This is a genomic window from Prosthecobacter sp. (assembly GCF_044222345.1).
Lineage (GTDB): Bacteria > Verrucomicrobiota > Verrucomicrobiia > Verrucomicrobiales > Verrucomicrobiaceae > Prosthecobacter.
Genome location: NZ_JBGANL010000050.1, coordinates 1 through 23,662, shown reverse-complemented (window position 1 = coordinate 23,662; position 23,662 = coordinate 1). Strand labels below are relative to the sequence as shown.

Sequence of the window (23,662 nt, the reverse complement as noted above, 5' to 3'; positions counted from 1 at the left end):
AAAGGTGCCATGGGTGATGAGCTTTTGCGGTGCGAAATTGGGTGAGGAGCGGGCTTCATGGTGTTATGAAGCGGCCCCCATCATGAGCCAGACTGCCAACCTTCACATCGCCTCCAACGTTCCGCTGCCGTCACCGCGCAGCCTGATGAGCGAGATCGCGCCGACTGACGCGCAAACCGCCTTCATGGCGAAATCACGGCAGGAAATTCGAGACATTCTGTTTGGCCGTGATTCGCGCTTTCTCGTCGTGCTGGGGCCGTGCTCAATTCATGATCCCGAGGCGGGGCTGGAGTATGCACGGAAGCTGGCGGCGCTGGCGGAGGAACTGAAGGACCGGCTTTGCCTGGTGATGCGGGTGTATTTTGAAAAGCCGCGCACGACGGTGGGCTGGAAGGGGCTGATCATGGACCCGCATCTGGATGGGAGCTGTGACATCCCGGCGGGACTGCGGCTGGCGCGGAAGATTCTGCGCGATGTGCTGGATCTCGGCATGCCGACGGCGACGGAGCTGCTGGACCCGATCACGCCGCAGTACATTGCGGATTTGATCAGCTGGAGCGCGATCGGCGCGCGCACGACGGAATCGCAGACGCACCGGCAGATGGCGTCGGGTTTGTCGATGCCGCTGGGATTCAAGAACGGGACGTTTGGGCACATCACGCCGGCGATCAATGCGATCAAGGCGGCGATGCAGCCGCAGACGTTTCTGGGGGTGAGCGAGGATGGCGTGGCCTCTGCGGTGACGACGAGCGGGAACCCGGACTGCCACATCATTTTGCGTGGCGGTGAAGACGGCCCAAACTATGGGGCGGATGATGTGCGGGAGACGATCGACGGGCTGGAGTCCGCGAAGCTCAAGGCAGCGATCATGATCGACGCGAGCCATGGGAACTGCGCGAAGGACCACCGCCGGATGCCGGATGTGTTTCGGGAAATCGTGAGGCAGCGTGTGGCGGGGCAGAAGGCCATCATTGGCGCGATGCTGGAGAGCAACCTGGTGGGCGGGAACCAGAAGTTTCCGCAGCCGCTGGACAAGCTGGTGCGCGGGCAGTCGATCACGGATGCGTGCATTGACTGGGAGATGACGGAGACGCTGCTGCGAGAGGCGCATGCGGGGCTGAAGTGAGGGAGGCTGAATTCTGGTTTCGTCATTCCCAGGCAAGCGTATCGTCTGGACATGGACGACCTAGCTGCACGGATGCGCGCCGATTTTGAGGAGATCGGGCGGACGTGCATGCCGTTTGGGAAATATGGGCCGCAGCATTTTCCGCCGAACGGGGTGCCGATCTATGACATCCCGGCAGAGTATCTGGGGTGGTTTGCGAACAAGGCGGGGTTTCCGAAGGGGCGGCTGGAGGCGCTGCTGCAGATGGTGCACCAGATGAAGGCGGATGGGTCCGACATCGTGTTTGATGTGTTCCGGAAGAAGCATGGGCGCACGGACCTCAAGCCGGCGAAGCGGAAGGTGTGGAAGTTTGAGGAGTGAGTGAACGCCAAGCGGGGGCGGTCATCGAGCGCTCCAGAAGCCGGGGGGTGCTGCGAGGTGGGTTGTGGAGCTGGCGCAGGCTTTTGGCATCCACGAAATTACTGCTGCCGCAGTTTCAGCACTGCCTCGCGGGCGCGGACGAGGAAATCCACTTTTGATTCGTCTTCTTCCAGCCGGATGGACTCGCCAAAGGTGACGCTGCCAAGAACGGGGACGGGGAGGATTTCGCCTTTGGGGAGGATGCGATTGAGGTTCTCCATCCACACGGGAACGAGCTGCACGTCGGGGCGCTTTTTGGCGAGGTGGAAGAGGCCGGGCTTGAAGGGCTGAGGCTCTGGGGCGTTCTGGCGGCCGCCTTCGGGAAAGAGGATGAGGGAGTGGCGGTCTCCCATGGCCTGTACCATTTCGATGAGGGGATTGGCCTCGGGGGTGGGTTTTTTGCGCTCGATGAGAACGGCATTGAACACGTGGCAGGCCAGGAAGGGACGCACGCGGCCGACCGACCAGTAGTCTCTGGCACCGACCATGCGGGTGACCGCACGCACGGGTGGTGGCAGCGAGGCCCAGAGCACGGGACCGTCGAGATTGCTGGTGTGATTGGCGAAGTAAACCCGCTGAACCAACTCCGGCGCGCAACCCTGCCAGCGGGCGACGGAACCGGAGAACACACGCAGCGTTCCGGCAATGAGACTGCGAATCATGTGCAGATGATGTGCGAAGAAGTAGATGTTGTCACGCGGCATGCTTGTTCGTAGTGATTCACTTTCACCCGCATGTTGAATTCCACCCCCACACCTCCTGACTCATCCACCTGGATGACAGCGCTGGCCGAGTTCCTGATGGAGGAGCCCGCCATCGAGTCGATCCGGTTGAATCCAGAGTCGAAACGAGTCGAGATGGCCACCCTGGGGCGGGTGGACGGGGAACTGCTGCAGGCGAAGCTCTCCGAGGTGCTGCGGGCGGTGGACGCCCGGTGGCTGAAGCAAAACGGGCAGGTGCCGCCGAGCAGCGGGATGCTGGATGTGCAGCAGAAGGCGGACGGCGCCTATGTCATCGAAAAACCGTCCTGCCCGACGGCACCAAAGTTCTGGAAATGGCGCGACTTTGCGTGGCCGGAGCCGGATGAGCTGGAGCAGGAGAGCGACAATGAGTGGCGCGTGCTGGCGCTGCAGGCGGGGCTGTGTGCCGTGACGCTGGTGGCGGGCTACCTCACCGAACGTTTCTTTTCCGCACCAGCCTGGCTGCCGAAAAGCTTGTTCGCCATCTCGCTGATTTCCGGCGGATGGGACGCGGCGAAGGACGCCTGGGAAAACCTGCGTGAACGGCGGCTCGATGTGCATTTCCTGATGCTGGCGGTGGCCACGGGTGCGGTGTCGATCGGTGCATGGGAGGAGGGCGCGCTGCTGCTGTTCCTGTTTTCGACCTCGGGTGCGCTGGAGCATTTTGTGATGTTCCGCACGCACCGGGAGATCAATGCGCTGACGAAGGCGGCCCCCAAATTTGCGCATGTGCTGCAACCGGATGGGACGACGGCTGACCGTGGCGTGCAGACGCTGCAGGTGGGCGATGTGATCGTGGTGAAGCCGGATGAGCTTTTCGCGGTGGATGGCACGGTCATTGAGGGAACGACGGCTGCGGATGAATCGACGCTGACGGGCGAAGCGGTGCCGATTGCGAAGGAGAAGGGTGCGCCCATCTACGGCGGCACCTTGAACCAATGGGGGCTGGTGCAGGTGCGCGTGGACCGCCCGGCCACGCAGAGCGCGCTGGCGAAAATCATCACGATGATCCAGACCGCGCAGCATCTGCGCGCGCCGAGCCAGCGGTTCACGGACCGCTTTGGCACGCGCTACACCCTGCTCACGCTGGGGGTGGTGGCGCTGATGTTTTTCGTGTGGTGGCTGGGCTTTGGCATTCCGCCGCTGGAAAACACCACGGCATCGAAGTCATCGTTTTACCGCGCCATGACACTGCTGGTGGTGATGAGCCCCTGCGCGCTGGTGCTTTCGATTCCTTCGGCGATTCTGGCGGCGATCGCCTGGGGTGCGCGGCGCGGCGTGCTGTTCCGGGGTGGTGCTGCGATTGAAAAGCTGGCCGAGGTGAACGTCATCGCCATGGACAAGACGGGGACGCTGACGGAGGGCGAGCTGAAGGTGACGAAGATCGAAAGCTTTCCCGCCGGCCGGGAGCAGGACGTGCTGCGGATCGCCGCGAGCCTGGAGGCGAATTCGAATCATCCCATCGCGCGTGCGGTCACGCAATATGCCGAGGCGCAGGGCATCGTGGTGGAGAAACTGGCGGAGTTTCAGTCGATCACCGGCCAGGGGCTGCGAGGACGTACCGCCGCAGGGCTGAGCTATGTGGGGCGGAGGGAGCTCGTCAAAGACAGCGCCCTGGGGGATGTGCTGGCGGGGGTGCCGGACGCACCGCTGGGCTTCAGCGAGGTCTGGGTGGTGCATGAGCAGATCGTGGGACGGGTGCTGCTGAAGGATGAGATCCGGGCCGGCAGCCGGGTGGTGATGGAAAAACTGGCCGCCGAAGGGGTGCGCACGATCATGCTGACGGGAGACCGCCGTGCGGCGGCGATCGAGGTGGGGGAGAAACTCGGCATCGCCGAAGTGCGCGCCGGATTGCACCCGGAGGACAAGGTGGCCGCGATCCGCGAACTGACGCTGGCCGGCCACAAGGTGGCGATGATCGGGGATGGCGTGAACGACGCGCCGAGCCTGGCGGCAGCCTACGTGTCCGTGGCGATGGGGGCGCGAGGCAGCGACGCCGCGCTGGAGCAGAGCGACGTGGTGCTGATGCAGGACAAAATCGAAAAACTGCTCTCGGCACGGCGCATCAGCCAGCGAGCGCGGCGCATCATTCAGCAGAATCTGATCATTTCCCTGGGCAGTGTGATCGTGATGGCGGTGGCGTCCTTGTTTGGCATCGTGCCCCTCACGCTGGGTGTTTTGACCCATGAGGGCAGCACGGTGGTGGTGTGTTTGAACAGTCTGCGGCTGTTGTTTGAGAAGGAATGAAGCCGCCTGCCATTTTTCGTCTGCGTAACTCCGTGCTGGACGATTCCCCCCTTTTCTTCATAGAGTATTCAATATTCTGGCATGCGCATTCTCTCCAAAGTCCTCTGGACCCTCGCTTTCCTCGTCGCCACTTTTGTCTGGATGGTGCTCTTTGAGCACGGATTCAGCATGAAGGGCCTGACGGAAGGAACGGGAGCGGAGCTGCGTGGCATCGCCGCATGGTTTGGCGGCGGGAAGAAATAGCCGCCGCCCACTTACATTCAAACACGTCAAGAACCCCCAGCATTATGATCGTTCAGGAAGCAGAACTCGACCCCAAGTATCAAGCCCTTTGGAAAAAAGCCCTCATCTCCGCCGAACGGAAAAATTGGGAATACGTCATCGACCAGGTGCTGCCCATCGTGACGGCCAACGTCGGATTTCTGGACGGGCGCAAAATGCTGCGGAGCGCCGAGGGTGAAGTCAATGGCGGTGCCAAGAAGTTCAGCTTTGGCCTGGGCGGCCTCAAGCCCAGCTCCAAAAAAGACCCGGTGGAGACCATCGCCGACATGGAGGAAAACGTGTTCCGCAAGGATCCCTTCAACCTGAACGCGAACGAGCAGCTTTTTGACATCGCGGTGAAGATGCAGTTCCCGGACCTGGCGGCCTTTGCGCTGGAGACCATCCGTGCGGGCCATCCTGAGAACACCAAGAACATGCACAAGCTGGCGCAGTTCTACATGTCCAACCAGCAGCCGGAAAAAGCGGCGTCCACCTACAATGCGATTTTGAAGGTCAATCCGCGTGACATGGAGGCCATGCAGGGGGAAAAGAACGCCGCAGCGCAAAGTTCCATCAAGAACCAGGGCTGGGGCTCCGCCAACTTCAAGGATGCGATGAAGGATTCCGGCGAGGCCGCCAAGCTGGAAATGCTCAGCCGCCAGGGCATGACGCAGGAGCAGATGGAGCAGTTTCTTGCGGAAACCATCGAGCAATACAACGCGGACCAGGGGAACATCGTCATCGTCAAACGCATGTCGGATCTCTACGAGCGCCTGGGCCAGCTCGACACGGCGCTGATGTTCTACGATTACGCCCTCACTCTGAACGCGGGTGACGTGGCGCTGCAGCGCAAGGTGGAAATCCTGCGCGACAAGGTGCAGGAACAGAAGATCGCGGATTATGAGCGCGAGATCGAAAACGATCCGGATGCGCCCGACATTGATGACAAACGCGCGCAACTGGCCGAAATCCGCCGCCAGCGTGCCAGTGTGGTGATCAGCGAGGCCAAGACCCGGGTGGACCGCAACCCGACCGACAAGGCGCTGCGATATGAACTGGGTCAGGCCTACTTCAACGCAGGCATGTACGGCGAGGCGCTGCCCGAGTTGCAGCAGGCGAAGTCGAACCCCAACATGCGCATCAAGGCGATCCTCATGCTGGGACGCTGCTTTGAGCGCAAAAACATGAACGATCTGGCCAAAACCTCCCTGCTGGAGGCCTCCAAAGAACTGCTCGTGATGGACGCCACCAAGAAAGAAGTGCTCTACGAACTGGCCAATGTGCTGGAAAAAATGGGCGACAAGGCGGGCAGCCTGGACGCGCTGAAGGAAATCTACAACACCGACTACGGCTACCGGGATGTGGCACACCGGGTGGAGTCCTCCTACTCGTAACCGATTTTTCAGGTCTCCCCTGCTGACACCCCGTTTCGCATTCCGAAACGGGGTGTTTTTTGTTTGCCCCCAAATGGTACTGGAAAGCGGGGGCACGTCCGCCATCTTGCAGGCTGATGATATTCGAATTTCTCGCCGCCACTGACGTCTGGACCACAGTTAAAGACGGTGCACCCGTCGTGCTCGCCCTGATTCTGATCGAGGGGCTGCTCTCCGTGGACAACGCGCTGGCGATCGCCGCGATGGCCTCCCACCTGGATGAAAAGCAGCGCAAGACGGCGATGAACATCGGCTACATCGGGGCCTATGGCTTTCGCATCGTGGCGTTGCTCACCGCCAGCATCATCATGGACAACCACTGGCTGATGCTGGTGGGTGCGCTTTATCTTGTCTGGCTGATGTGCGCCCATTTTGCGGAGCAGGAGGAAGGTGAGGAGGAAGGGACGGTGAAGGCAGCGCAGCACAGCTTTGCCAAAACAATTGCGATGATCGCATTTCTCGACCTGAGCCTGAGCTTTGACAATGTCGTGGCCGCCGTGGCCTTCGCACGAGACAGCAAGGTGCTGGTGTATGTTGGCGTGACGCTTGGCATCATCACGCTGCGCCTGGTGGCCGGTTATTGCATCAAGCTGCTGGCACGGCAGCCATGGCTGGAGCACACGGCGTTTCTGCTGGTGGGGTTCGTGGGCCTGCTGCTGGGGCTGGAACTCTTTTGGGACCAGGTCGTCAAACAGGTCGTCGAAATCGGCGGCGTCAGCCTCATCAGCGAGGCGGGCGGGCACTACCACATTGCGAAGGCGGTTAAATTCGCCGGCATCATCGGCATCATGCTGGTGCACCTGGCGTATGAGAAAAACGCCGTGGTCAAAGGCGTGCTGCGCCCGGGGATGCGCCTGCTGCTGCTGCCTGCGCGATTGATTTCGGGTCTGGTCGGGGCTGTCTTTGCGGTGATCTCCTGGCCGTTCCGTGCGGCATGGTCTGCCATTGCCCGAAAATAATACCACGGGCGATAGAAAACGGGGCTTTATTCCTGCAGGCCAAGGAATCTTGAACATCCCATGATTCATGTGGAACAGGGGTGGGAAGGGAGTCGCGGCTGGGTGGAATGGCGGAGAGACGCTGCTGGAGAGCGCGGCACACGAAGAAGGCGATGGGTTTGCTTTCCGTACTGGCTGGCAGAACCCAGGGCTAAATTACGCAGCCCCTTTGGGGCTGGTGAGCCGCGGAGTGGTTGGGCAAAAACAGGTCTGTGTGCTGGGCGCAGCGGGCTCAGGGCGAAGGTCGGTCGTGTTTGGCGTCGAGCGCGTGTCCATCGACTACCGTCCCCTGCGCCAAACCGCCCGACTGCGAGGACGTTCGCACGCCGGGGTGCGTTGCCATACGCTCACAGACGGGCGGGCTTCGCCACGACCGTCCTACGTCATCATACCCACCTCTTCTCGCGCAGGGCGGTTTAACTTCAGGACTCGTTTTCAACTGTGTGTGATATGAAAATCCCCCGGCGGTGAGGCCGGGGGACTCGGTGAATCCTGTGACAGCGTGTTCCGTTCCTGATTTACGGAAAGCGAGCGTGGAGACGTTCGGCGGAGGCTGGAGGACCAGCCTCCCTACCTCGCGCCGGGTGAAGCGTGCCTGTTACGGCTTTGGCTTGGTGAGCATCTCGAAGTCGTCGCTGCGGAAGGGTGTCACTGGCAGGCCGTCGATGCTGTAGAGATTGCAGACAGGATTGTCGGACCAGGCGTAGCGGACGGCCACGGGTTTTGCGACGCCCTTGGCGCTGACTTCGAGCTTGTCCTTGCCGGTGATTTTGGCCTCGGCCCAGGTCCACTTTTTGTCTTCACCGCAGACCACAAAACCTTTCACTTCCGTGACATCCACCGTGCGGAGGCTGCTGCCGAAGGTGTCGAGGGTGACGATGGCTTTGTCTCCCGCGAACTCGGCGGCTTTGAACTCGGGGCTGCGATAGGGCAGCTTCATGCCGTAGTCCTTCACGAGCGCCCAGCGGGCGAGGCGTTCGGCGACGTCACGCTTGTTCTTCGGATGGATGTCATTGGCTTCACCGAGGTCGATGATGACGGCCTGGCCGCCGTTTTTGATGGCGTTCTGGGTTTTCGTCTGGCTTTCGCGCAGTTCGGCCCAGGAGCTGGCGGTGGCCTGCGCGGCGTCGGATTTTTCGGCCATGAAATCAGCCAGCTGCACCCAGTAGAAGGGGAAATCTCCCTGCTTCCATTCGTTGCGCCAGTTCTGGATCATGAAGGGGAAGAGGCTGGCGTATTCATAGGCACGTCCGGCGTTGGATTCACCCTGATACCAGATGGCTCCTTTGATGCCGTAGCCGATGGTGGGCAGCAGGGCGCCGTTGTAGATGTTGCCGGGGCGGGCGTTGCCGCGCAGCCAGGCATCGGGTGCCGCAGGTGCGCGGACGGTGAAGGGTTTGCCTGCTTTCTTGGCTTCATCCGCCTGCTTCTTCCAGTTGGCGAGATCGGCGTCATACTTGGTCTTCGCGGCAGGAGAAGTGAGGAAGGCCTCATTCTTTTTTGTGTTGGCCATCAGCAGCTTGAAGCGTGGATCTTTTTCGAGTTCGCCGCGATTCACCCAGGCTTCGGCAGCGCTGCCGCCCCAGGCGTTGTTGATCAGACCCACCGGCACGTCGAGCATGTTGTGGAGGACGCGGCCATAGAAGAAGCCGATGGCGCTGAAACCGCCGACTGTTGCAGGCGAGCACTCTTTCCACTCGCCTTTGAAGTCCTGCTGAGGCTCCTGAGTGCCCACGTTGGGCACGGTGATGAGGCGGATGTTCGGGTACTTCGCGGTGGCGATTTCCAGATCGGCATCCCAGCTGGAGCCGACGTTCCACTGCATGTTGGACTGGCCGGAGCAGATCCAGACCTCGCCGACGAGCACGTTTTTAAGGTCTTTGGAAGTGGTGCCTTTGATCGAAATCGTCGCGGGTTTCGCGTTGGCAGGCACGGGATCGAGTTTCACGGTCCATTTGCCATCGGCACCGGCCTTGGCGGTCTTGGTTTGATCGCCAAATTTCACGGTCACTTCGGTGCCGGGAGCATCCCAGCCCCAGAGGGGATTGGTCTGCTTTTGCTGCAGGACCATGTTGTCGCCAATGATGGCGGGGAGTTTGAGTTCAGCGCGGGCAGTGCATGCCAGCGCGGCGAGGAGGGTGGTAAGTGAGAGGAGTCTCATGGATGGGTAAAAACTGGAAGAAAGAAACGCAGCCAGCGGCGCGGTTTGCAAATTTTTTAACGCACCTTGATGGGCGGGCAGCGTGCTTTCCCCAGTGCAGGAGGAAGAGTCAAAGACAGAACTTGAAAGCATGGCTCTTCCATTCCAATTGCAGATTCAGAGCAGCCACCCGGCGTGGCGGCCTTCCCGAAGACTTGATGATTGAAACGGATTCCCCAGCACCAGGCAGCTTCATCCCGAAGAGTGTCAGCAAGCCCGTGAAGACGGGTCATGGCATCAAGATCGGCATCTTCGCCGGCATTCATGGGGATGAGGAAGCGGGCACGCTGGCCACGCATGAGCTCATCAGCTGGGCTGCGGAGAGGCCAGAGGAGCTGCATGACTATGAGCTGCATTTCTTTCCCGTGTGCAATCCCACGGGATGCCATCTGGGCACCCGGCACAGCCACAGCGGGCTGGATCTGAACCGGGAATTCTGGTGCGGCTCCATCGAACCCGAAGTTGTTTTCCTGGAAGCCGAGCTGCGCCGTGAGCGCTATGATGGCATCATCTCGCTGCATTCGGATGACACCTCGGACGGCTGCTATGGCTTCGTCAGCGGTGCGCTGCTGAGCGAGCATCTGCTGGAACCTGCGCTGCAGGCTGCGGCGGAGTTTTTGCCGCGTAACGAGCAGCATGTGATTGATGGATTTCTGGCCTCACGCGGCATCATCAAGGAAGGCTATCTTGGCATTCTCAGCGCTCCGCCGGAGCAGCGGCCGCATGCGCTGGAGATTGTGTTTGAGACGCCTGCGCTGGCGCCGATGGATGCGCAGGTGAAAGCGACGGTGGCGGCGGTGAAGCGGATTTTGGTGGAGTATCGGGAGCTGCAGGCGTATGCGGCGAACTTGTAGCGATCTTCGCCCTAGCCCGGTTCACAAGTTATTTCTGAGCCCAGCGAGAGGGCCAGCAGAAAACTGACAAATGTTCCCAACCGGGCATATTAGACCACTAGACGTATCTCATGGAATCGCAGCCGATAACCCTTTCTTCCACTGTCAGCTTTTGGACCCACTATCGCGCGACCCGTGCGATAGTGAACCGTTTGTCGACCACGTACATTGCATGGGGCTTTTTCGTCGGCGTTCCGTTACTGCTCGTTCTCGTGATGCTTTGTCTCGGCGAGGATATCTTCGTTCCGGGCGTTTATGGATTGCCCACTTGGGCCATTCTGGTGGGTGGCTTGCTGTTTATGCTCGTCTTCATTCCTTTGATACAGTGCCTTAACATCTCAAGCATGCGTCGCCGCAATCCCTCAGTCGGCGGCATCCAGACTTATACAATCGCTCCCGAGGGCTACACCATTAAGGGAAGCTTGTTCGATACAACCCTCAAGTGGGATGCGTTTCTCAAGGCAATCGAGACGAAGGAGTTTATCTTGCTCTATGTCTCCACTCGGTGGGCGCACTTCATCCCGAAGGCAGCAGCTACAGCATCAGACCTCCAAGCAATCCGCACGATTGTCCAAGACAAACTCGGCACCAAAGCCAAACTCCAAGCAGCCTGATACGCACCAGAGTCACCTTCCCTGCCTCACCCTCAGCAGTTTCTCCCCTGCCGCGTTGAGCGTCTCGAGCTGCTTGGCGTAGTGGAAGCGGATGAAGCGGTGTTCGGGTTCGCGGAAGAAGCTGGAGCCGGGGACGCCGGCGACGCCGATTTCTTTGACGAACCATTCGGCGGCTTCGGTGTCGGTGGGGAAGCCGAGGGAGGAGATGTCCATGAGGACGTAGTAAGCGCCGTGGGGTTCGGTGAATGGGAGGCCGGTGGCGCGGAGGTGATTGAGGAAGACGTCTCGCTTCTCGGTGTAGAGATCGCGCAGGCCGTGGTAGTAGCTGTCAGGCAGTTCCAAACCGGCGACGGCGGCCTCTTGAAGGGGTGCGGCGGCACCGACGGTGAGGAAGTCGTGTACTTTGCGCGCCTGGGCGATGATGTGCGGGGCGGCCTGCACGTAGCCGAGACGCCAGCCGGTGATGGAATAGGTTTTGGAGAGTGAATTGCACACAATGACGCGCTCCGATGCGCCGGGGAGCGAGTGCATGTAGACGTGCTCGTGCGGTGCGTAGACGATATGCTCGTAGGGCTCGTCGGTGATGACGAAGGCATCGTGCTTTTCGGCGAGATCGAGGATGAGTTGCAGCTCGGCACGGGTGAAGACCTTGCCGGTAGGGTTGGAGGGATTGCAGACGATGATGGCCTTGGCCCCCTGAGCAAAGGCGCGCGCGAGTTCATCGGGATCAAAGCCGAACTGGGGTGGACGCAGCGGGACGTAGATGGGCTCGGCCCCGGAGAGGATGGCGTCTGCGGCGTAGTTTTCGTAGAAGGGTGAGAAGACGATGACTTTGTCTCCGGGCTCGCAGCAGGTCATCATGGCGCACATCATGGCCTCCGTGCTGCCGCAGGTGACGACGAGGTTTTGATCCGGATCCACCGGGGTGCCGGAGAAATGAGTGATCTTTCTGGCGAGGGCCTGGCGGAAGCGCGGCGCGCCCCAGGTGACGGCGTATTGATGGAAGGGGCCACGGGTGGCGCGCTCGAGCGCGGTGAGCAGTTCCTCCGGCGGATTGAAGTCGGGAAAGCCCTGGGAGAGATTGATCGCGCCATGCTGATTGGAGAGGCGCGTCATGGAGCGAATGACGGATTCGGTGAAGGCGTGGAGGCGGCGGGAAGTTGCAGGCATCCTTGCGATTTGGGCGAGAAGCCGCGAACGTGCAACCAACCAATCTGCCCCACATGCTGCGCCGCTGATCATGCCTCCTGAACCTTCCCCTCCGCCCCAACTTAAAGACTGGTTTGATGCCACCCGCTATCGGGGCATCGCCAAGGAACTGGCCAGCATCGCGCCGAAGTTTCGCAGCGATGATTTCATGAAGTCGGTGCTGGATGGGCTGGAGGAGCGCAGCCTGATGCAGCGCGTGCATCAGTGCGCGGTGGCCGTGGAGGTGGCGCTGCCGGGAACGTATCAGCAGAAGGTGCGGGTGCTGCAAAAGCTGGCGCCGCGCATCGGGCATGAGTTTGTGACCATTTTCCTGGGCGATTTCGTGGCGACGTACGGCCTGGATGATTTCGATTTTTCGATGGAGGCGCTGAAGTTTTTCACAGTCTTTGGCTCGGCGGAGTTTGCGGTGCGACCGTTCATTCTGGCGGATCAAAAACGTGCTTTGCAAATGATGCACGCGTGGACTGCCGACCCGGATGAGAAGGTGCGCCGTCTGGCCAGCGAGGGATCACGGCCGCGCCTGCCCTGGGGCATGCGACTGCAGGCGCTGGTGCGCGACCCCGAGCCGACGGCGAAGATCCTGGAGGCGCTGAAGGATGATGAGTCCCTGTTTGTGCGCCGTTCGGTGGCGAATCATCTCAACGACATCACGAAGGATCATCATGACTCTGTTTTGCAGCGGCTGGAGGCGTGGGACCTGCAAAGGGAGCACCTGCGGTGGATCGCCAAGCATGCGTGCCGCACGCTGATCAAACGCGGGCATCCGGGGGCGCTGAAGCTGTTTGGCTTTGGCAAGAAGGCGGAGGTCACGGCGAAGCTGGAAGCTTCTCCATCACGCCTGGAACTGGGGCAGCGGCTCACGTTGACGGCTGCGCTGACTTCCACCTCTGGCCGTGCGCAGCGCCTCGCGATCGACTACGTGGTGCATTATGTCAAAGCGAGCGGAGGGAGCGCGGAGAAGGTGTTTAAGTGGACGGAGATCGACCTGCCGGCGCATGCTGAAATCGAGCTCGTCAAATCGCAGGTGGTGCGTGATTTTACCACGCGTAAACATTACGCAGGCAGGCACCGCGTGGAGCTGCAGGTGAACGGGCAGCGGGTGGCGGAGACGGTGTTTGTCCTAGCGTGAGCCGTGCCGCGGGCTCAGCGGTAAAAGGTTTCGAGGATCAAGGTGCAGAGCGCCTGACGATAGGTGGCATCTGCGGCATCCCCTGCAGGCCAGTTGGGACGGCCGCGTTTGAAGGAGCCGTCCGGCTGCTGGGCAGCGAGGATTTGCGGCATGACCTGGGTGGCGAAGGTCGTCCACTCCGCCCCGCCGTTGAGGAAGAGCGCATTGCTGTAGCCATGCCAGCAGTAGAGATTGCAGTTTTTGTCCCAGTCCGGTGGCTCGGCCTGGAGGAAGCCGGAGATGAATTTGACGCCCTTTTTAGCCGCAGGTGTGCTTTTCCCAGTCAGCATGAAGTGGCCTGCCGTGGCGCCACCACTGAGGCTCCACTGGTTGTAGTGAGCTTCGCGGCTGGCACCGCCGAATCCGCCGTCCTTGGTTTGAACAGAGTCGATGTAAGACAGCGCTTTTTTGATGCAGGACTCGAGGCCGTCGATTTTCAAGCCGGTGGCCCTGGCGACGTTGAGCGCCTGGAAATGCCAGTTGGCCAATGAAAGGTCGGAGCCACCACCTGGATTGTACACGATCGTCTCGCCGCCATAAGCCCAGGACCCCTTGCTCGTCTGCTGGCTGATGATCGTCTTGATGGCGGTTTCAAAGCTCTCACGGAGCCCCGGAAGACTCCTAGAGTTTAGGCGGGCCAAGAGATAAGCCTCGCAGACTGCGGTGGTGGCAATGGCGTGCTCATAAGTTCCAGCACCGCCGCCGTTTCCCACCCACCTTTCGGAAAAAATGCCATGCGGGTTCTTCCTGCCGAGCTCGATCAAGTAAAGAAGTCCCTTCACGATGGCGTCTCCATACTCGGGAGAATCCGGTGTCTCGCCATGGCCGAGGAAACACTGGAGCACAAAGCCGGTCATCGCGCCTTTGTTAGCGCGGCCCCAGGAGCCGTCGGGGTTCTGGCTGGTTTTAAACAGATCCAGGGAAGCTGCCACTGCGGCCTCGATCTCTGGAGTACCGCCACCCCGGCGGATGGCCTCCAGACGAGTTGCGGGAGTGAAACGAGGGTGGAATGATTCGGGAAGGTTTTTGAGAGAAGCTTCCGTGATTCCACCTGGGGCGGCGCTCGCCGGAGCATTCTGCAGCGCCTGCCAGTGCTCTTTGGCGTAGGCCTTGTCAGGCGGGCTGAGAGTGTCGATGGCGATCTCGAATTCCGCGCCGTTTTTCAGGCGGACATTGACGGCACGCTTGGCGGCGTTCACGCCAACAAGCTCGGCCTCGATGAGCTGGCCGCTGGTATTCGTCCAGACACGCATCTCCGCCACCGCGGCGCTGCTGAACAACAACAGGCTGAACGCTGCGATGGCACGTGCGCGCTTCATCGTCATTTCACCGCGGCTTTGGCCTGGGCCTGGCTTTCGGGAGAGAGTTTGCTCAATGGCAGAATGTGGGTGGTTCCGGTGGAGGGAATTTTGAGAAGGACGCTGTCGCCTTGCAGTCCCATGAATTCGGCCTCGATGGTTTTGCCTTCGGTGTTGGTCCATTTCAGTGCGCCGCCGGCAGCGACGGGCATGGCGGCAGCGGGTGAGGCGGCAGGGGCAGCGCCACCCCCGGTGAGGCTGGCGCCTTCGGTGATCCATGCTTTGAAGAGGTCGAGTTCGGCAGCGGTGAGCTTGTTCTTGCCTTCCGGAGGCATCACGTCGGCATCGTCATCTGGCAGTGTGCAGTTGATGAACATCGTGCTCTTCATGGCCTCGCCGGGGATGATGTTTTTGCCGGCGCCGATCTGCTCGGGCAGCTTGTCGTCATCGAGGGCGAGCTTGCCTTTGACCTTCTTCGTGGTGCTGTGGCAGGCGTAGCACTTGGTGCGGAAGATGGGGGCGATCTGCGTTTTGTAATCGACCGCAGAAGCAGCGGTGGTGGTCAGGACAAGAGCGAAGAGAAGGCTGAATTTCATGGTTGAGTGCGACATGGAACGATCAAACGGGCGGTTTGCCTAGATTAATTTATGGATTCCGTGCGTTCAGCGAGCGGCGGGGTCGAGCTGGCGAAGCTGCTGCAGGGTGGCCAGGATGGCGCTGCGCTGGGATTGCAGGCGGCTGACGCCGAGGATGGCACGGCTGCCGGAGAGGGAATTGAGCAAGGGACTGGCCTCGGGCTGGGAGTAATTCCACGCCACGCCGCGCAGGGCGGCGGAATTTTTGGCGGCGAGCGCCTGGTAGTCTGTGTTCAAGGCCTGACGCTGGGCAGCAAGCTGCGCGCGCAGGACATCCACCACGTTGCTGGCCGGCGGGCCTGATGGTGGAGCCGGGACGGCAGTCTGGGGGAGACCGCCCTGCTCGCGGACTTTGGCCAGCATGGCCTCGCGTGACTTTTCCCTGGCCTCCTGCGGATCATAGCAGGCCTCCCAGCGCAGGTCCGGGGTGGTTTTCGCGAAGGCGACTCTGGCCAGGCCATCGGCGTGCCGGATGGAGAGATCCTCGGCGGTGACGGCGGTGATCTCCGCCTCGCGCAGGACTTTGCCGTCATCGAGATTCAGTACGGGAAATTTCCTGCCCACCATGGCGCTGCGGCGCTGGGTGCGGAAATGGTCGAACTGGGCTTTCAAGGCCTTGAATTGAGCCTGCGACTGGGTGAGCTCCTGCTGAGTCTTTTGCAGCTGGGTCTGTACTGCCGCAAATTGCTGCATCTGTATCTGCAGCGCGGACAAATCTGCTTGTGATTGCTCAAGGAGATGGTTGGTCTCATCGACACGGGTCTGCAGGGCCTGATTCTCGATCTGCAGGACATCATACTCGCTTTTTTTGACACAGCCGCCCAGCAGCAACAGCGCGGCGGCTGTCACTGAAAGAGTGCGTATGGGGTGCCTGCTCATTTCCAAGGAGAGTGTAACCCTGTCCGTGCAAGATTGTCACGCATCCCCTGCCAAGATTTTCAGAATGACGCCCAGGCCTCAAGCACTTGCATTCAAGCCATCCTAGCCGAAACTGCCAGCCCCCCAAATCCTCCATTTATGAGCAAAGCCTCCGTCGAAGACCTTAAACTCGCCTCAGCCGGCCTCCGTGGCCAGCTGGCCGAGAATTTCGCTGATACCAGCACCCCGAACATCCCGGAGGACTCCAACATCCTGCTCAAGCACCACGGTTCCTACCAGCAGGATGACCGCGATGTGCGCGCCGAACGCACCAAGGCCAAGCTGGACAAAGCCTGGAGCTTCATGATCCGCAGCAAGATGCCCGGCGGCCGCATCACCGCGAAGCAGTGGATGATCCATGACGATCTGTGCACGAAGGCATTCGGCAACATGCGCCTGACCAACCGCCAGGGCATCCAGCTCCATGGCGTGCTCAAAGGTGGACTGAAAGAGGTCATTTCCAATGTGTGCCACAGCGGCCTCAGCACCATGGGTGCCTGCGGTGACGTGGTGCGCAACACGATGGGGCCTGCGGCACCGATCAAGGACGCCGTACACGCTGATACTCAGAAGCTTACGGAAGAAATCAGCCAGCGCTTCCTGTGGCGCTCCAGCGCGTATGCCGACATCTGGCTGGACGGCGAGAAGCTGGAGCCCAACTGGATCCACGACCCGGAGGTGAATCCTGCCGTGCGTGAGGCGACGAAGGCCCCGGAAGGTGACGACCCGATCTACGGGAAGGTCTATCTGCCGCGTAAATTCAAGATCGGCGTGGCCATCCAGCCCTGCAACGACGCGGACATCTTCTCCCAGGACGTGGGCTTGGTGCCGCACGTGGTGGACGGTGCCGTCGAAGGCTACACGATCACGGTGGGCGGCGGCTTTGGCATGAGCCACGGCCAGCTGACCACCCGCCCCTTCCTGGGCCAGCCGCTGCTGTATGCGAAGCGTGCGAACGTGGTGGATGCCATCGAGGCCATCGTCACCACCCAGCGTGACCACGGCAACCGCACGGAGCGCAAGAACGCCCGCCTCAAGTACACCGTGCAGACGATGGGTCTGGACGGCTTCCGCGCCGAAGTGGTGCGCCGCCTGCCGGGCATCGAGACGTTCCCGCCGAAAGAGCTCAACTTTGACAGCGTGGAAGACAAGCTCGGCTGGCACGAGCAGGGCGACGGCAAGCTCTACTGCGCCGTGCATGTGAGCATGGGCCGCATTGTGGACCGTGAAAACGGCCCGCACTACCGCAGTGCTTTCGTGGACCTGTGCAAGACGCTGGACCTGCCACTGATCGTGACGCCGAACACGAACATGATCATTGCGGACGTGGCGCCTGAGCAGAAGGACGCCGTGGATGCCATCCTGGCGAAGCATGGTGTCGTGCATGCCGATGGCATGACCCGCGCCCGCAAGGTGGCCCACGCCTGCGTGGCCCTGCCGACCTGCGGTCTGGCACTGAGCGAATCCGAGCGTGTGCTGCCGGGATTCATGGACAAGATCGACGAGGCGCTGCGTGAACTGGGCCTCGAAGACGAGCCGATCCTGTTCCGCATGACGGGCTGCCCGAACGGCTGCGGCCGCCCCTATAACGCCGACTTCGGCTTTGTGGGTCGCTCGCCGAACAAGTACGCCATGTTTGTGGGTGGCAGCATTCGCGGCAATCGCCTCGCGGGCTTGGAGTTCAAGACCGTGCTTGGCGAAGACGTTCCTGCCAAGGTGCGTGGCTTCCTGGAGGCCTTCAAGGCCGAGCGCAAGGACGGCGAAATCTTCGCCGATTGGTTTGCCCGCACCCGCACCACGGGTGAAGCGCCGACGCCGGAGCAGTTCCACATTGAGCTGGCTGAGCGCGCTGCGAAGCTGGCGGGTGCCAAGGCTGCGGAAGAGGGCTGATCCTCCCAAAAGCGTCATTTCTGAGGCGGTCCGTGATGAGCGGACCGCCTTTTTTGTGTTCAGAGATCCGGAAATCTGAACATCCCCGTACTTGTGTGAGGCGTTTCTCTGGGCCACAGACTCCGGCTATGTCTCTCCCGTTTTATCATTACCTGCATCTCATCGGCCTGATCCTTGTTTTCATCGGCTTTGGCGGCCTGTTCTCCAGTGAAGGTGCCAAGAAGGCCATGATGTGGCATGGCATCGGTCTGGTGATCAGCCTTGTCTCAGGCTTTGGGATGCTGGCGAAGCTGGGCATCATGGGTACGATGCCGGTGTGGGCCTGGATCAAGATCGGCCTGTGGCTGGTGCTGGGATTCCTGCCGGTGCTGGCGAAGCGCCGGGTGATCGCCGCGCCGCTGGTGGTGCTGATCGCTGCCATCGTGGGCGCAGCGCTCGCCTTCATTGGCTACACCTACAAAACTGGATTTACGCTCTAAGCTGACGCCCATTGGCGTAGATCACGCGCCCAACGCTTTGCTCTTCTCCGTGGCGGCACGGACAGCTTGGATCATGGCGTTGCGGAGGCCGTGCTGCTCGAGTTTTTCGAGTCCGGCGATGGTGGTGCCACCGGGGCTGGTGACTTCATCGCGGAGGGAGGCGGGGTGTTTACCGGTGGTAAGGACCATTTCGGCGGCACCGGCGACGGTTTGGGCGGCGAGGCGCAGGGCGGCGGCACGGGGCAAGCCCATGAGGACGCCGCCGTCGGCGAGGGCTTCGATGACGGTGTAAACGTAGGCGGGGCCGCTGCCGGAGAGGCCGGTGACGGCATCAAGGAGCTTTTCGGAGACTTCATCGGCGGTGCCGACGGCGCCGAGGATCCTGGAGGCGAGGGCGGCGTCCTTGGCGTTTGCCTTGCTGCCGCGTGAGAAAGCTGCGGCCCCTTTGCCGACGAGGGCGGGGGTGTTGGGCATGCTGCGGATCACGCGCTGCCTGGTACCGAGCCAGGTTTCGAGATTGGCCAGGGAGACTCCGGCGGCGATGCTGAGGTAGAGGCGGGAGCCTTTGACCTGGGAGAGGGATTCGCACAGCGCTTTCATGTCCCCGGGTTTGACGGCGAGAATGATGACGTCTGATGCTGCAGCGACTTCCGCCGGAGTGCCGGTGATGGTCTTGCAGGCGAGGCATTTGCGCAGGGAGTTCACGGCTTCGGGCATCACATCGCTGAGCGCCACATTCAGGCTGGTTTTGCCAAGCGCCTGCTCCACGCCGCGCAGGAGTGCGCCGCCCATTTTTCCACAGCCAATGAGTCCGAGTTTCATCATGGGACGACTTTGGGGCAGATGTGGCGGCGTGCAAGTACGCCAATCTTGTCTTGCGTTTGGCCCCCGGATTTTGCGATGATACTAAAAATAACCGCTACAAATGCACTGTGACCAGTTTCAGCCGGAAAAGATCCTCGCCGCAGGGCCCTCCGCCAAAGTCTATCGGGGAGTGGAGACAGCGACGGGACGAAAAGTGCTGATCAAAGCCGTGCTGCAGGATGACGAAACCGTGTGTCCGCTGGATCGTGACCGTGTCCAGCAGCTGGCGCCCTCGCTCATGCAGATGCGGCATCCGCACATTGCGCGCCTCATCACACTGCTGCCCATGGAGGATGAGCTTGCCTTCGTGTCTGAATTCACGCCCGGAATGAACGGCCGGGCCTTTGATGCAGAGCACAGACCTTCACCCAGTGATGTGAGAATGCTGGCGGTGCAGCTCATGCATGCGCTGCAGGTGGGTGAAAACCTGCGCCAGCCGCACGGCGATCCAAAGCCGAGCAATCTCATCATCGCCGACCATCCGAGCGGCGGTTTGTTTCTCCAAGTGCAGGACTGGGGCCTCTCTTTAGCCCGAGAGAAACAACCGCCGGAAACGCTGTGGTTTCGTGCACCCGAGCTGCACGCGGGCGGCCCACCAACGATGCAGAGCGATCTGTTCACGGCCGCAGGCAGCCTGTTCTGCATCGCTACAAACACCTCCCCGACACTAGGGACAACGGCAGAGGAAATCCAGCAGGACTGGCAGGCCTTTGACGCCTGCGAATTGCTGGATCATCTGCGGCCGGACCTCGACCAGCCGCTGCGCGACTGGCTGGCCTGGCTGCTGAGCGTGCTGCCACAGCAACGCCCAAAGTCGGTGTCACAGGCGCTGAAAGTGCTGATGCAGAGCATGCCTGCCGGCAGCTCCTACCAGGCCAAGCAGCCCCCCGTGATGGCACCGGGTGCCAAGACCACACAGCTCGGCTCCAAGGCGCTGAAATCCCGGCCGGTATTGACCAAAGCTGCGTCAGCGCCTGCTGCCGCTACTCTGCCCCTGGCAGCCGTCCCCAAAAAACCGTCCCGCAGCCGTGCCCTGGCCACCGCGCTGCTCAAGATCGCCGCGCTGAGCGTGATCGGATTTTTCGTGTGGTCCGTCATGCAGAAATTCATCCCTGTCCTTTACCCGCCCGCCGCCATGAGCAGCGAAAAAATTCCTGCTGTCGCCTCCGCATCAATCACGACAGTCAGCCAGCAGGCGGCCGCCACGAATACTGTACCAGCCAAGACAAGCGCCGATCTTCGCTGAGTGTCAGGGCTCCTGCCCGACAGCATTCTCCATGCGGCAGGCGGTGATTTCGCATGCAGGATGTGCGTACTCCTCTCGTGAAAAGCTCCCCTGCCCTTCTCCTGCTGCTCCTCACCGCACCTGCCTCTGCGGCGGTGGATTTCGTTCGGGACATCCAGCCGATCTTCAGCGAGCACTGCTACAAGTGCCATGGCGGGCACAAGCAGGAGGCGGCCTTTCGGCTGGACCACAAACCGAGCGCGCTGAAGGGCGGTGACTTTGGTGTGGCGATTGTGCCCGGCAAAGCGGATGACAGCCGCCTGATGCACGCGGTGCTGGGCACGAATCCGAAAATGCGCATGCCGCGCAAGGGTGATCCGCTGAGCGTTGAGGAGATCGGCAAGCTGAAGGAGTGGATCGATGAGGGGGCGGTGTGGCCGGACAGCGCCAGTGTGAGCCTTGAGCGGAAAACCGACCACTGGGCCTTCAAGCCGCCGGTGAAGCCACCTGTGCCTGCGGGGGCGAAGCATCCCATCGATGCATTCATCCGCGAGCGCCTAGCTAAAGAAGGCCTGCAGCCCTCGGCACCCGCAGCTCCAGAAACGCTGCTGCGCCGCCTGCATCTGGATCTCACCGGGCTGCCGCCGACGCCGCAGGAAACGGCGGGATTTGTCACGGCCTGCGAAAAGGATCGCGCAGGGAGCGTGCAACGGCTGACCTCCAACCTGCTGGCCAGCCAGCACTTTGGCGAGCGCTGGGCGCGGCACTGGCTGGATGCGGCGCACTACGCGGACAGCAACGGCTATGAGAAGGACCCGATGCGCTTCATCTGGTTTTACCGCGACTGGGTGATCAGCTCCTACAATCGCGACCTGCCGTATGATCAGTTCATCATCCAGCAGCTTGCCGGTGATGAGCTGCCCCAGGCCACGCAGGATCAGATCGTGGCCACCGGATTTTTGCGCAACACGATGGTGAATGAGGAGGGTGGCGTGGACCCGGAGCAGTTCCGCATGGAGTCGATGTTTGACCGCATGGACACGATCGGCAAAAGCGTCCTCGGGCTCACGATCGGCTGCACGCAGTGCCACAACCACAAGTACGACCCCATCTCGCAGGAGGAGTACTACCGCATGTTTGCCTACCTGAACAATGACAACGAGCCGTGGCGCGTGGTGTACACCGCCAGCGAGCAGATGCAGCGTGCGCAGGTGCTGACGCGCACGGCTGAACTGGAAGCCAAGCTGAAGCATGACCACCCTGACTGGCAGCAGCGGATGAAGACGTGGGTGGCAGGTGTGAAAGCCGCGCAACCGCAGTGGCATACGCTGGCGTTTGAGGATGATCCTTCAGGGGGAGAGAAGGCCCTGCGTCAGCCGGATGGGAGCATCCTCGCGCAAGGGTATGCGCCGACGAAGAGTGATGTGAAGTTTGCGGTGAAGGGATTTCATGAGGCCAGCGACCCTGCTGCGCCACGAACCATCAACGCCTTTCGACTGGAGTTGATGAATGACCCCAATCTGCCTGCGTATGGTCCGGGCCGTTCGCAGAAGGGGACGGCGGCGCTGACGGAGTTCAGCGCGGAAATGAAGATCGACGGCAAGATGACGAAGTTGAAGTTTGTCAAAGCCACCGCCGACTATGGCGAACCGGAAAACACACCGCTCGCCCCTTTTGCCCGCGATCAGGATGTGAAGAAGGACAAGCGTGTCACGGGCCCCATCGCGTATGCGATTGACGGCAAGGCGGAGACCGCCTGGGGTATCAATGCCGGGCCTGGACGGCGCAATGTGCCGCGCAATGCAGTCTTCGTTTTGGAGAAGCCCGTGGAGCTGAAAGCCGACAGCGAACTGAGCGTGACGCTGAGCATGAAGCATGGCGGCTGGAACAGCGACGACCTGCAGACGATGAACCTGGGGAGGTATCGCATCAGCGTCACGGATGCGCCGGATGCGGCGGCGGATCCGCTGTATGGCAAGAAAGCGGAGTTCAGCGTCTTCCGCACCACCGTGGCGGAGTGGCAGCCGGTGAATGACGAGATCGAAGCGCTCTGGAAGCAGCACCCTGAAGGAACCACCACTCTGACGCTGGACGCGCGTGCGGAGCCGCGCATGACCGCGGTGCTGAAGCGCGGTGATTTCCTCAAGCCCGACAACCGGGTCACGGCAGGGGTGCCTGCGGTGCTGAACCCGCTGCCCAAGGATGCGGATGGCTCGCGTCTTACTTTTGCCAAATGGCTGGTGGACAAAAAATCGCCCACCGCTGCGCGTGCTTATGTGAACCGCGTGTGGCAGGCCTGCTTTGGCACGGGATTGGTGGAGACGGCGGAGGACTTCGGGACGCAGGGTGCGCCGCCCAGCCATCCTGCACTGCTCGACTGGCTTGCGGTTGATTTCATGGAGCATGGCTGGAGCACGAAGCATCTGCTGCGCCTGATCACCAGCAGCGAGACTTATCAGCAGTCCAGCAAGGTGACGCCCCGGCTTTTGGAGCGTGACCCGTACAACCGCCTGCTGGCGCGCGGTCCGAGATTCCGTGTGGAGGGCGAGGTGGTGCGCGACATTCAGCTCGCCGCGAGCGGTCTGCTCAATCCCGCCATTGGCGGGCGGCCCGTCATGCCGCCTGCACCGGCGTATCTGTTTGAGAAGCCTGCGAGTTATGCGCCCTTCCCATGGAAGGTGGATGAAGGTGAGAACCAGTTCCGCCGCAGCATCTATGTCTTCCGCCGCCGCAGCACGCCGTATCCGTTTTTGAGCACCTTTGACGTGCCCAATGGCGAGAGCGCGTGCATCCGCCGCTCGAAGAGCAACACGCCGCTGCAGGCGCTGATGACGCTGAATGAAACGATGAGCATGGCGGCGGCCAAAGCGCTGGGCGAACGCATGTGGAAGGAGGGCGGCAGCGATGATGCCGCGCACATCGCCTATGGGTTTCAGCTTTGCACCGGAAGGCAGCCGACGAAGAAAGAGACGAGCGTGCTGGTGGACATGCTCAAACGACACCAGCCGAAAGCCGGTGAGATCGACTCACATACGCTGGTGGCCCGCGTGCTGCTGAATCTTGAT

At 61.3% G+C, this 23,662-nt stretch carries 20 protein-coding genes; 13 read left to right on the top strand and 7 right to left on the bottom strand.

The window, feature by feature from the left end:
* Positions 1-82 precede the first annotated feature (82 nt).
* Both ACILSL_RS21265 and ACILSL_RS21260 read left to right on the top strand, forming a co-directional pair.
* Positions 83-1,126, top strand: coding sequence for a 3-deoxy-7-phosphoheptulonate synthase (locus ACILSL_RS21265; protein ID WP_395734076.1), 1,044 nt, complete (start codon positions 83-85; stop codon positions 1,124-1,126).
* 51 nt (positions 1,127-1,177) lie between these two features.
* On the top strand, positions 1,178-1,486 hold the full coding sequence (locus ACILSL_RS21260) for a putative quorum-sensing-regulated virulence factor (RefSeq protein WP_395734075.1): 309 nt from the start codon (positions 1,178-1,180) through the stop codon (positions 1,484-1,486).
* Between the two features lie 98 nt (positions 1,487-1,584).
* On the opposite strand, the gene ACILSL_RS21255 is transcribed toward ACILSL_RS21260, so the two are convergent.
* Positions 1,585-2,229, bottom strand: a complete 645-nt coding sequence (locus ACILSL_RS21255; protein WP_395734074.1) for a lysophospholipid acyltransferase family protein — start codon at positions 2,227-2,229, stop codon at positions 1,585-1,587.
* A gap of 30 nt (positions 2,230-2,259) precedes the next feature.
* Here ACILSL_RS21255 and ACILSL_RS21250 point away from each other — a divergent pair, with 30 nt between their 5' ends.
* From ACILSL_RS21250 to ACILSL_RS21235, 4 genes are all read left to right on the top strand, one after another.
* A complete protein-coding gene (locus tag ACILSL_RS21250; RefSeq protein WP_395734073.1) occupies positions 2,260-4,512 on the top strand; it encodes a heavy metal translocating P-type ATPase in 2,253 nt (750 codons plus the stop codon).
* Positions 4,513-4,593: 81 nt separating this feature from the next.
* Entirely contained in the window at positions 4,594-4,755 is a 162-nt protein-coding gene (locus tag ACILSL_RS21245; RefSeq protein ID WP_184339791.1) for a hypothetical protein, read from the top strand.
* Between the two features lie 44 nt (positions 4,756-4,799).
* Complete coding sequence (locus ACILSL_RS21240; RefSeq protein ID WP_395734072.1) at positions 4,800-6,167, top strand: tetratricopeptide repeat protein; 1,368 nt, start codon at positions 4,800-4,802, stop codon at positions 6,165-6,167.
* Positions 6,168-6,283: 116 nt separating this feature from the next.
* Positions 6,284-7,165 (top strand): TerC family protein, encoded by an 882-nt coding sequence (locus ACILSL_RS21235; protein WP_395734071.1) that lies wholly within the window; start codon positions 6,284-6,286, stop codon positions 7,163-7,165.
* A 637-nt stretch (positions 7,166-7,802) separates the two neighbouring features.
* Here the strand turns inward: ACILSL_RS21235 and ACILSL_RS21230 are convergent.
* On the bottom strand, positions 7,803-9,365 hold the full coding sequence (locus ACILSL_RS21230) for a sialate O-acetylesterase (protein ID WP_395734070.1): 1,563 nt from the start codon (positions 9,363-9,365) through the stop codon (positions 7,803-7,805).
* Positions 9,366-9,562: 197 nt separating this feature from the next.
* Between ACILSL_RS21230 and ACILSL_RS21225 the strand changes: the two genes are divergently transcribed.
* On the top strand, positions 9,563-10,258 hold the full coding sequence (locus ACILSL_RS21225; RefSeq protein ID WP_395734069.1) for a succinylglutamate desuccinylase/aspartoacylase family protein: 696 nt from the start codon (positions 9,563-9,565) through the stop codon (positions 10,256-10,258).
* 110 nt (positions 10,259-10,368) lie between these two features.
* Positions 10,369-10,911, top strand: a complete 543-nt coding sequence (locus tag ACILSL_RS21220; protein WP_395734068.1) for a YcxB family protein — start codon at positions 10,369-10,371, stop codon at positions 10,909-10,911.
* Positions 10,912-10,923: 12 nt separating this feature from the next.
* Here ACILSL_RS21220 and ACILSL_RS21215 read toward each other — a convergent pair whose 3' ends face one another.
* Positions 10,924-12,081, bottom strand: coding sequence for a pyridoxal phosphate-dependent aminotransferase (locus ACILSL_RS21215; RefSeq protein WP_395734067.1), 1,158 nt, complete (start codon positions 12,079-12,081; stop codon positions 10,924-10,926).
* Between the two features lie 70 nt (positions 12,082-12,151).
* Here ACILSL_RS21215 and ACILSL_RS21210 point away from each other — a divergent pair, with 70 nt between their 5' ends.
* Positions 12,152-13,249 carry a DNA alkylation repair protein gene (locus ACILSL_RS21210; protein WP_395734066.1) on the top strand — a complete coding sequence of 366 codons (1,098 nt, stop codon included), beginning with the start codon at positions 12,152-12,154 and terminating at the stop codon, positions 13,247-13,249.
* A 14-nt stretch (positions 13,250-13,263) separates the two neighbouring features.
* On the opposite strand, the gene ACILSL_RS21205 is transcribed toward ACILSL_RS21210, so the two are convergent.
* The 3 genes from ACILSL_RS21205 to ACILSL_RS21195 all read right to left on the bottom strand — a co-directional run bounded on the left by ACILSL_RS21205 (position 13,264) and on the right by ACILSL_RS21195 (position 16,100).
* Positions 13,264-14,607: a prenyltransferase/squalene oxidase repeat-containing protein gene (locus tag ACILSL_RS21205; protein WP_395734065.1), complete on the bottom strand. Its 1,344-nt coding sequence runs from the start codon at positions 14,605-14,607 to the stop codon at positions 13,264-13,266.
* Positions 14,608-14,609: 2 nt separating this feature from the next.
* Complete coding sequence (locus tag ACILSL_RS21200) at positions 14,610-15,182, bottom strand: c-type cytochrome domain-containing protein (protein WP_395734064.1); 573 nt, start codon at positions 15,180-15,182, stop codon at positions 14,610-14,612.
* 66 nt (positions 15,183-15,248) lie between these two features.
* Positions 15,249-16,100: a hypothetical protein gene (locus tag ACILSL_RS21195; RefSeq protein WP_395734063.1), complete on the bottom strand. Its 852-nt coding sequence runs from the start codon at positions 16,098-16,100 to the stop codon at positions 15,249-15,251.
* 138 nt (positions 16,101-16,238) lie between these two features.
* Between ACILSL_RS21195 and ACILSL_RS21190 the strand changes: the two genes are divergently transcribed.
* Both ACILSL_RS21190 and ACILSL_RS21185 read left to right on the top strand, forming a co-directional pair.
* Positions 16,239-18,029, top strand: a complete 1,791-nt coding sequence (locus tag ACILSL_RS21190; RefSeq protein ID WP_395734062.1) for an NADPH-dependent assimilatory sulfite reductase hemoprotein subunit — start codon at positions 16,239-16,241, stop codon at positions 18,027-18,029.
* Between the two features lie 128 nt (positions 18,030-18,157).
* Complete coding sequence (locus ACILSL_RS21185; protein ID WP_395734061.1) at positions 18,158-18,508, top strand: hypothetical protein; 351 nt, start codon at positions 18,158-18,160, stop codon at positions 18,506-18,508.
* A 21-nt stretch (positions 18,509-18,529) separates the two neighbouring features.
* Here ACILSL_RS21185 and proC read toward each other — a convergent pair whose 3' ends face one another.
* Positions 18,530-19,333, bottom strand: coding sequence for a pyrroline-5-carboxylate reductase (gene proC, locus ACILSL_RS21180; protein ID WP_395734060.1), 804 nt, complete (start codon positions 19,331-19,333; stop codon positions 18,530-18,532).
* A 100-nt stretch (positions 19,334-19,433) separates the two neighbouring features.
* Here proC and ACILSL_RS21175 point away from each other — a divergent pair, with 100 nt between their 5' ends.
* Complete coding sequence (locus tag ACILSL_RS21175) at positions 19,434-20,618, top strand: protein kinase domain-containing protein (RefSeq protein WP_395734059.1); 1,185 nt, start codon at positions 19,434-19,436, stop codon at positions 20,616-20,618.
* 77 nt (positions 20,619-20,695) lie between these two features.
* Positions 20,696-23,662: PSD1 and planctomycete cytochrome C domain-containing protein (locus tag ACILSL_RS21170; RefSeq protein ID WP_395734058.1), on the top strand; the 2,967-nt coding region annotated here is incomplete at its 3' end.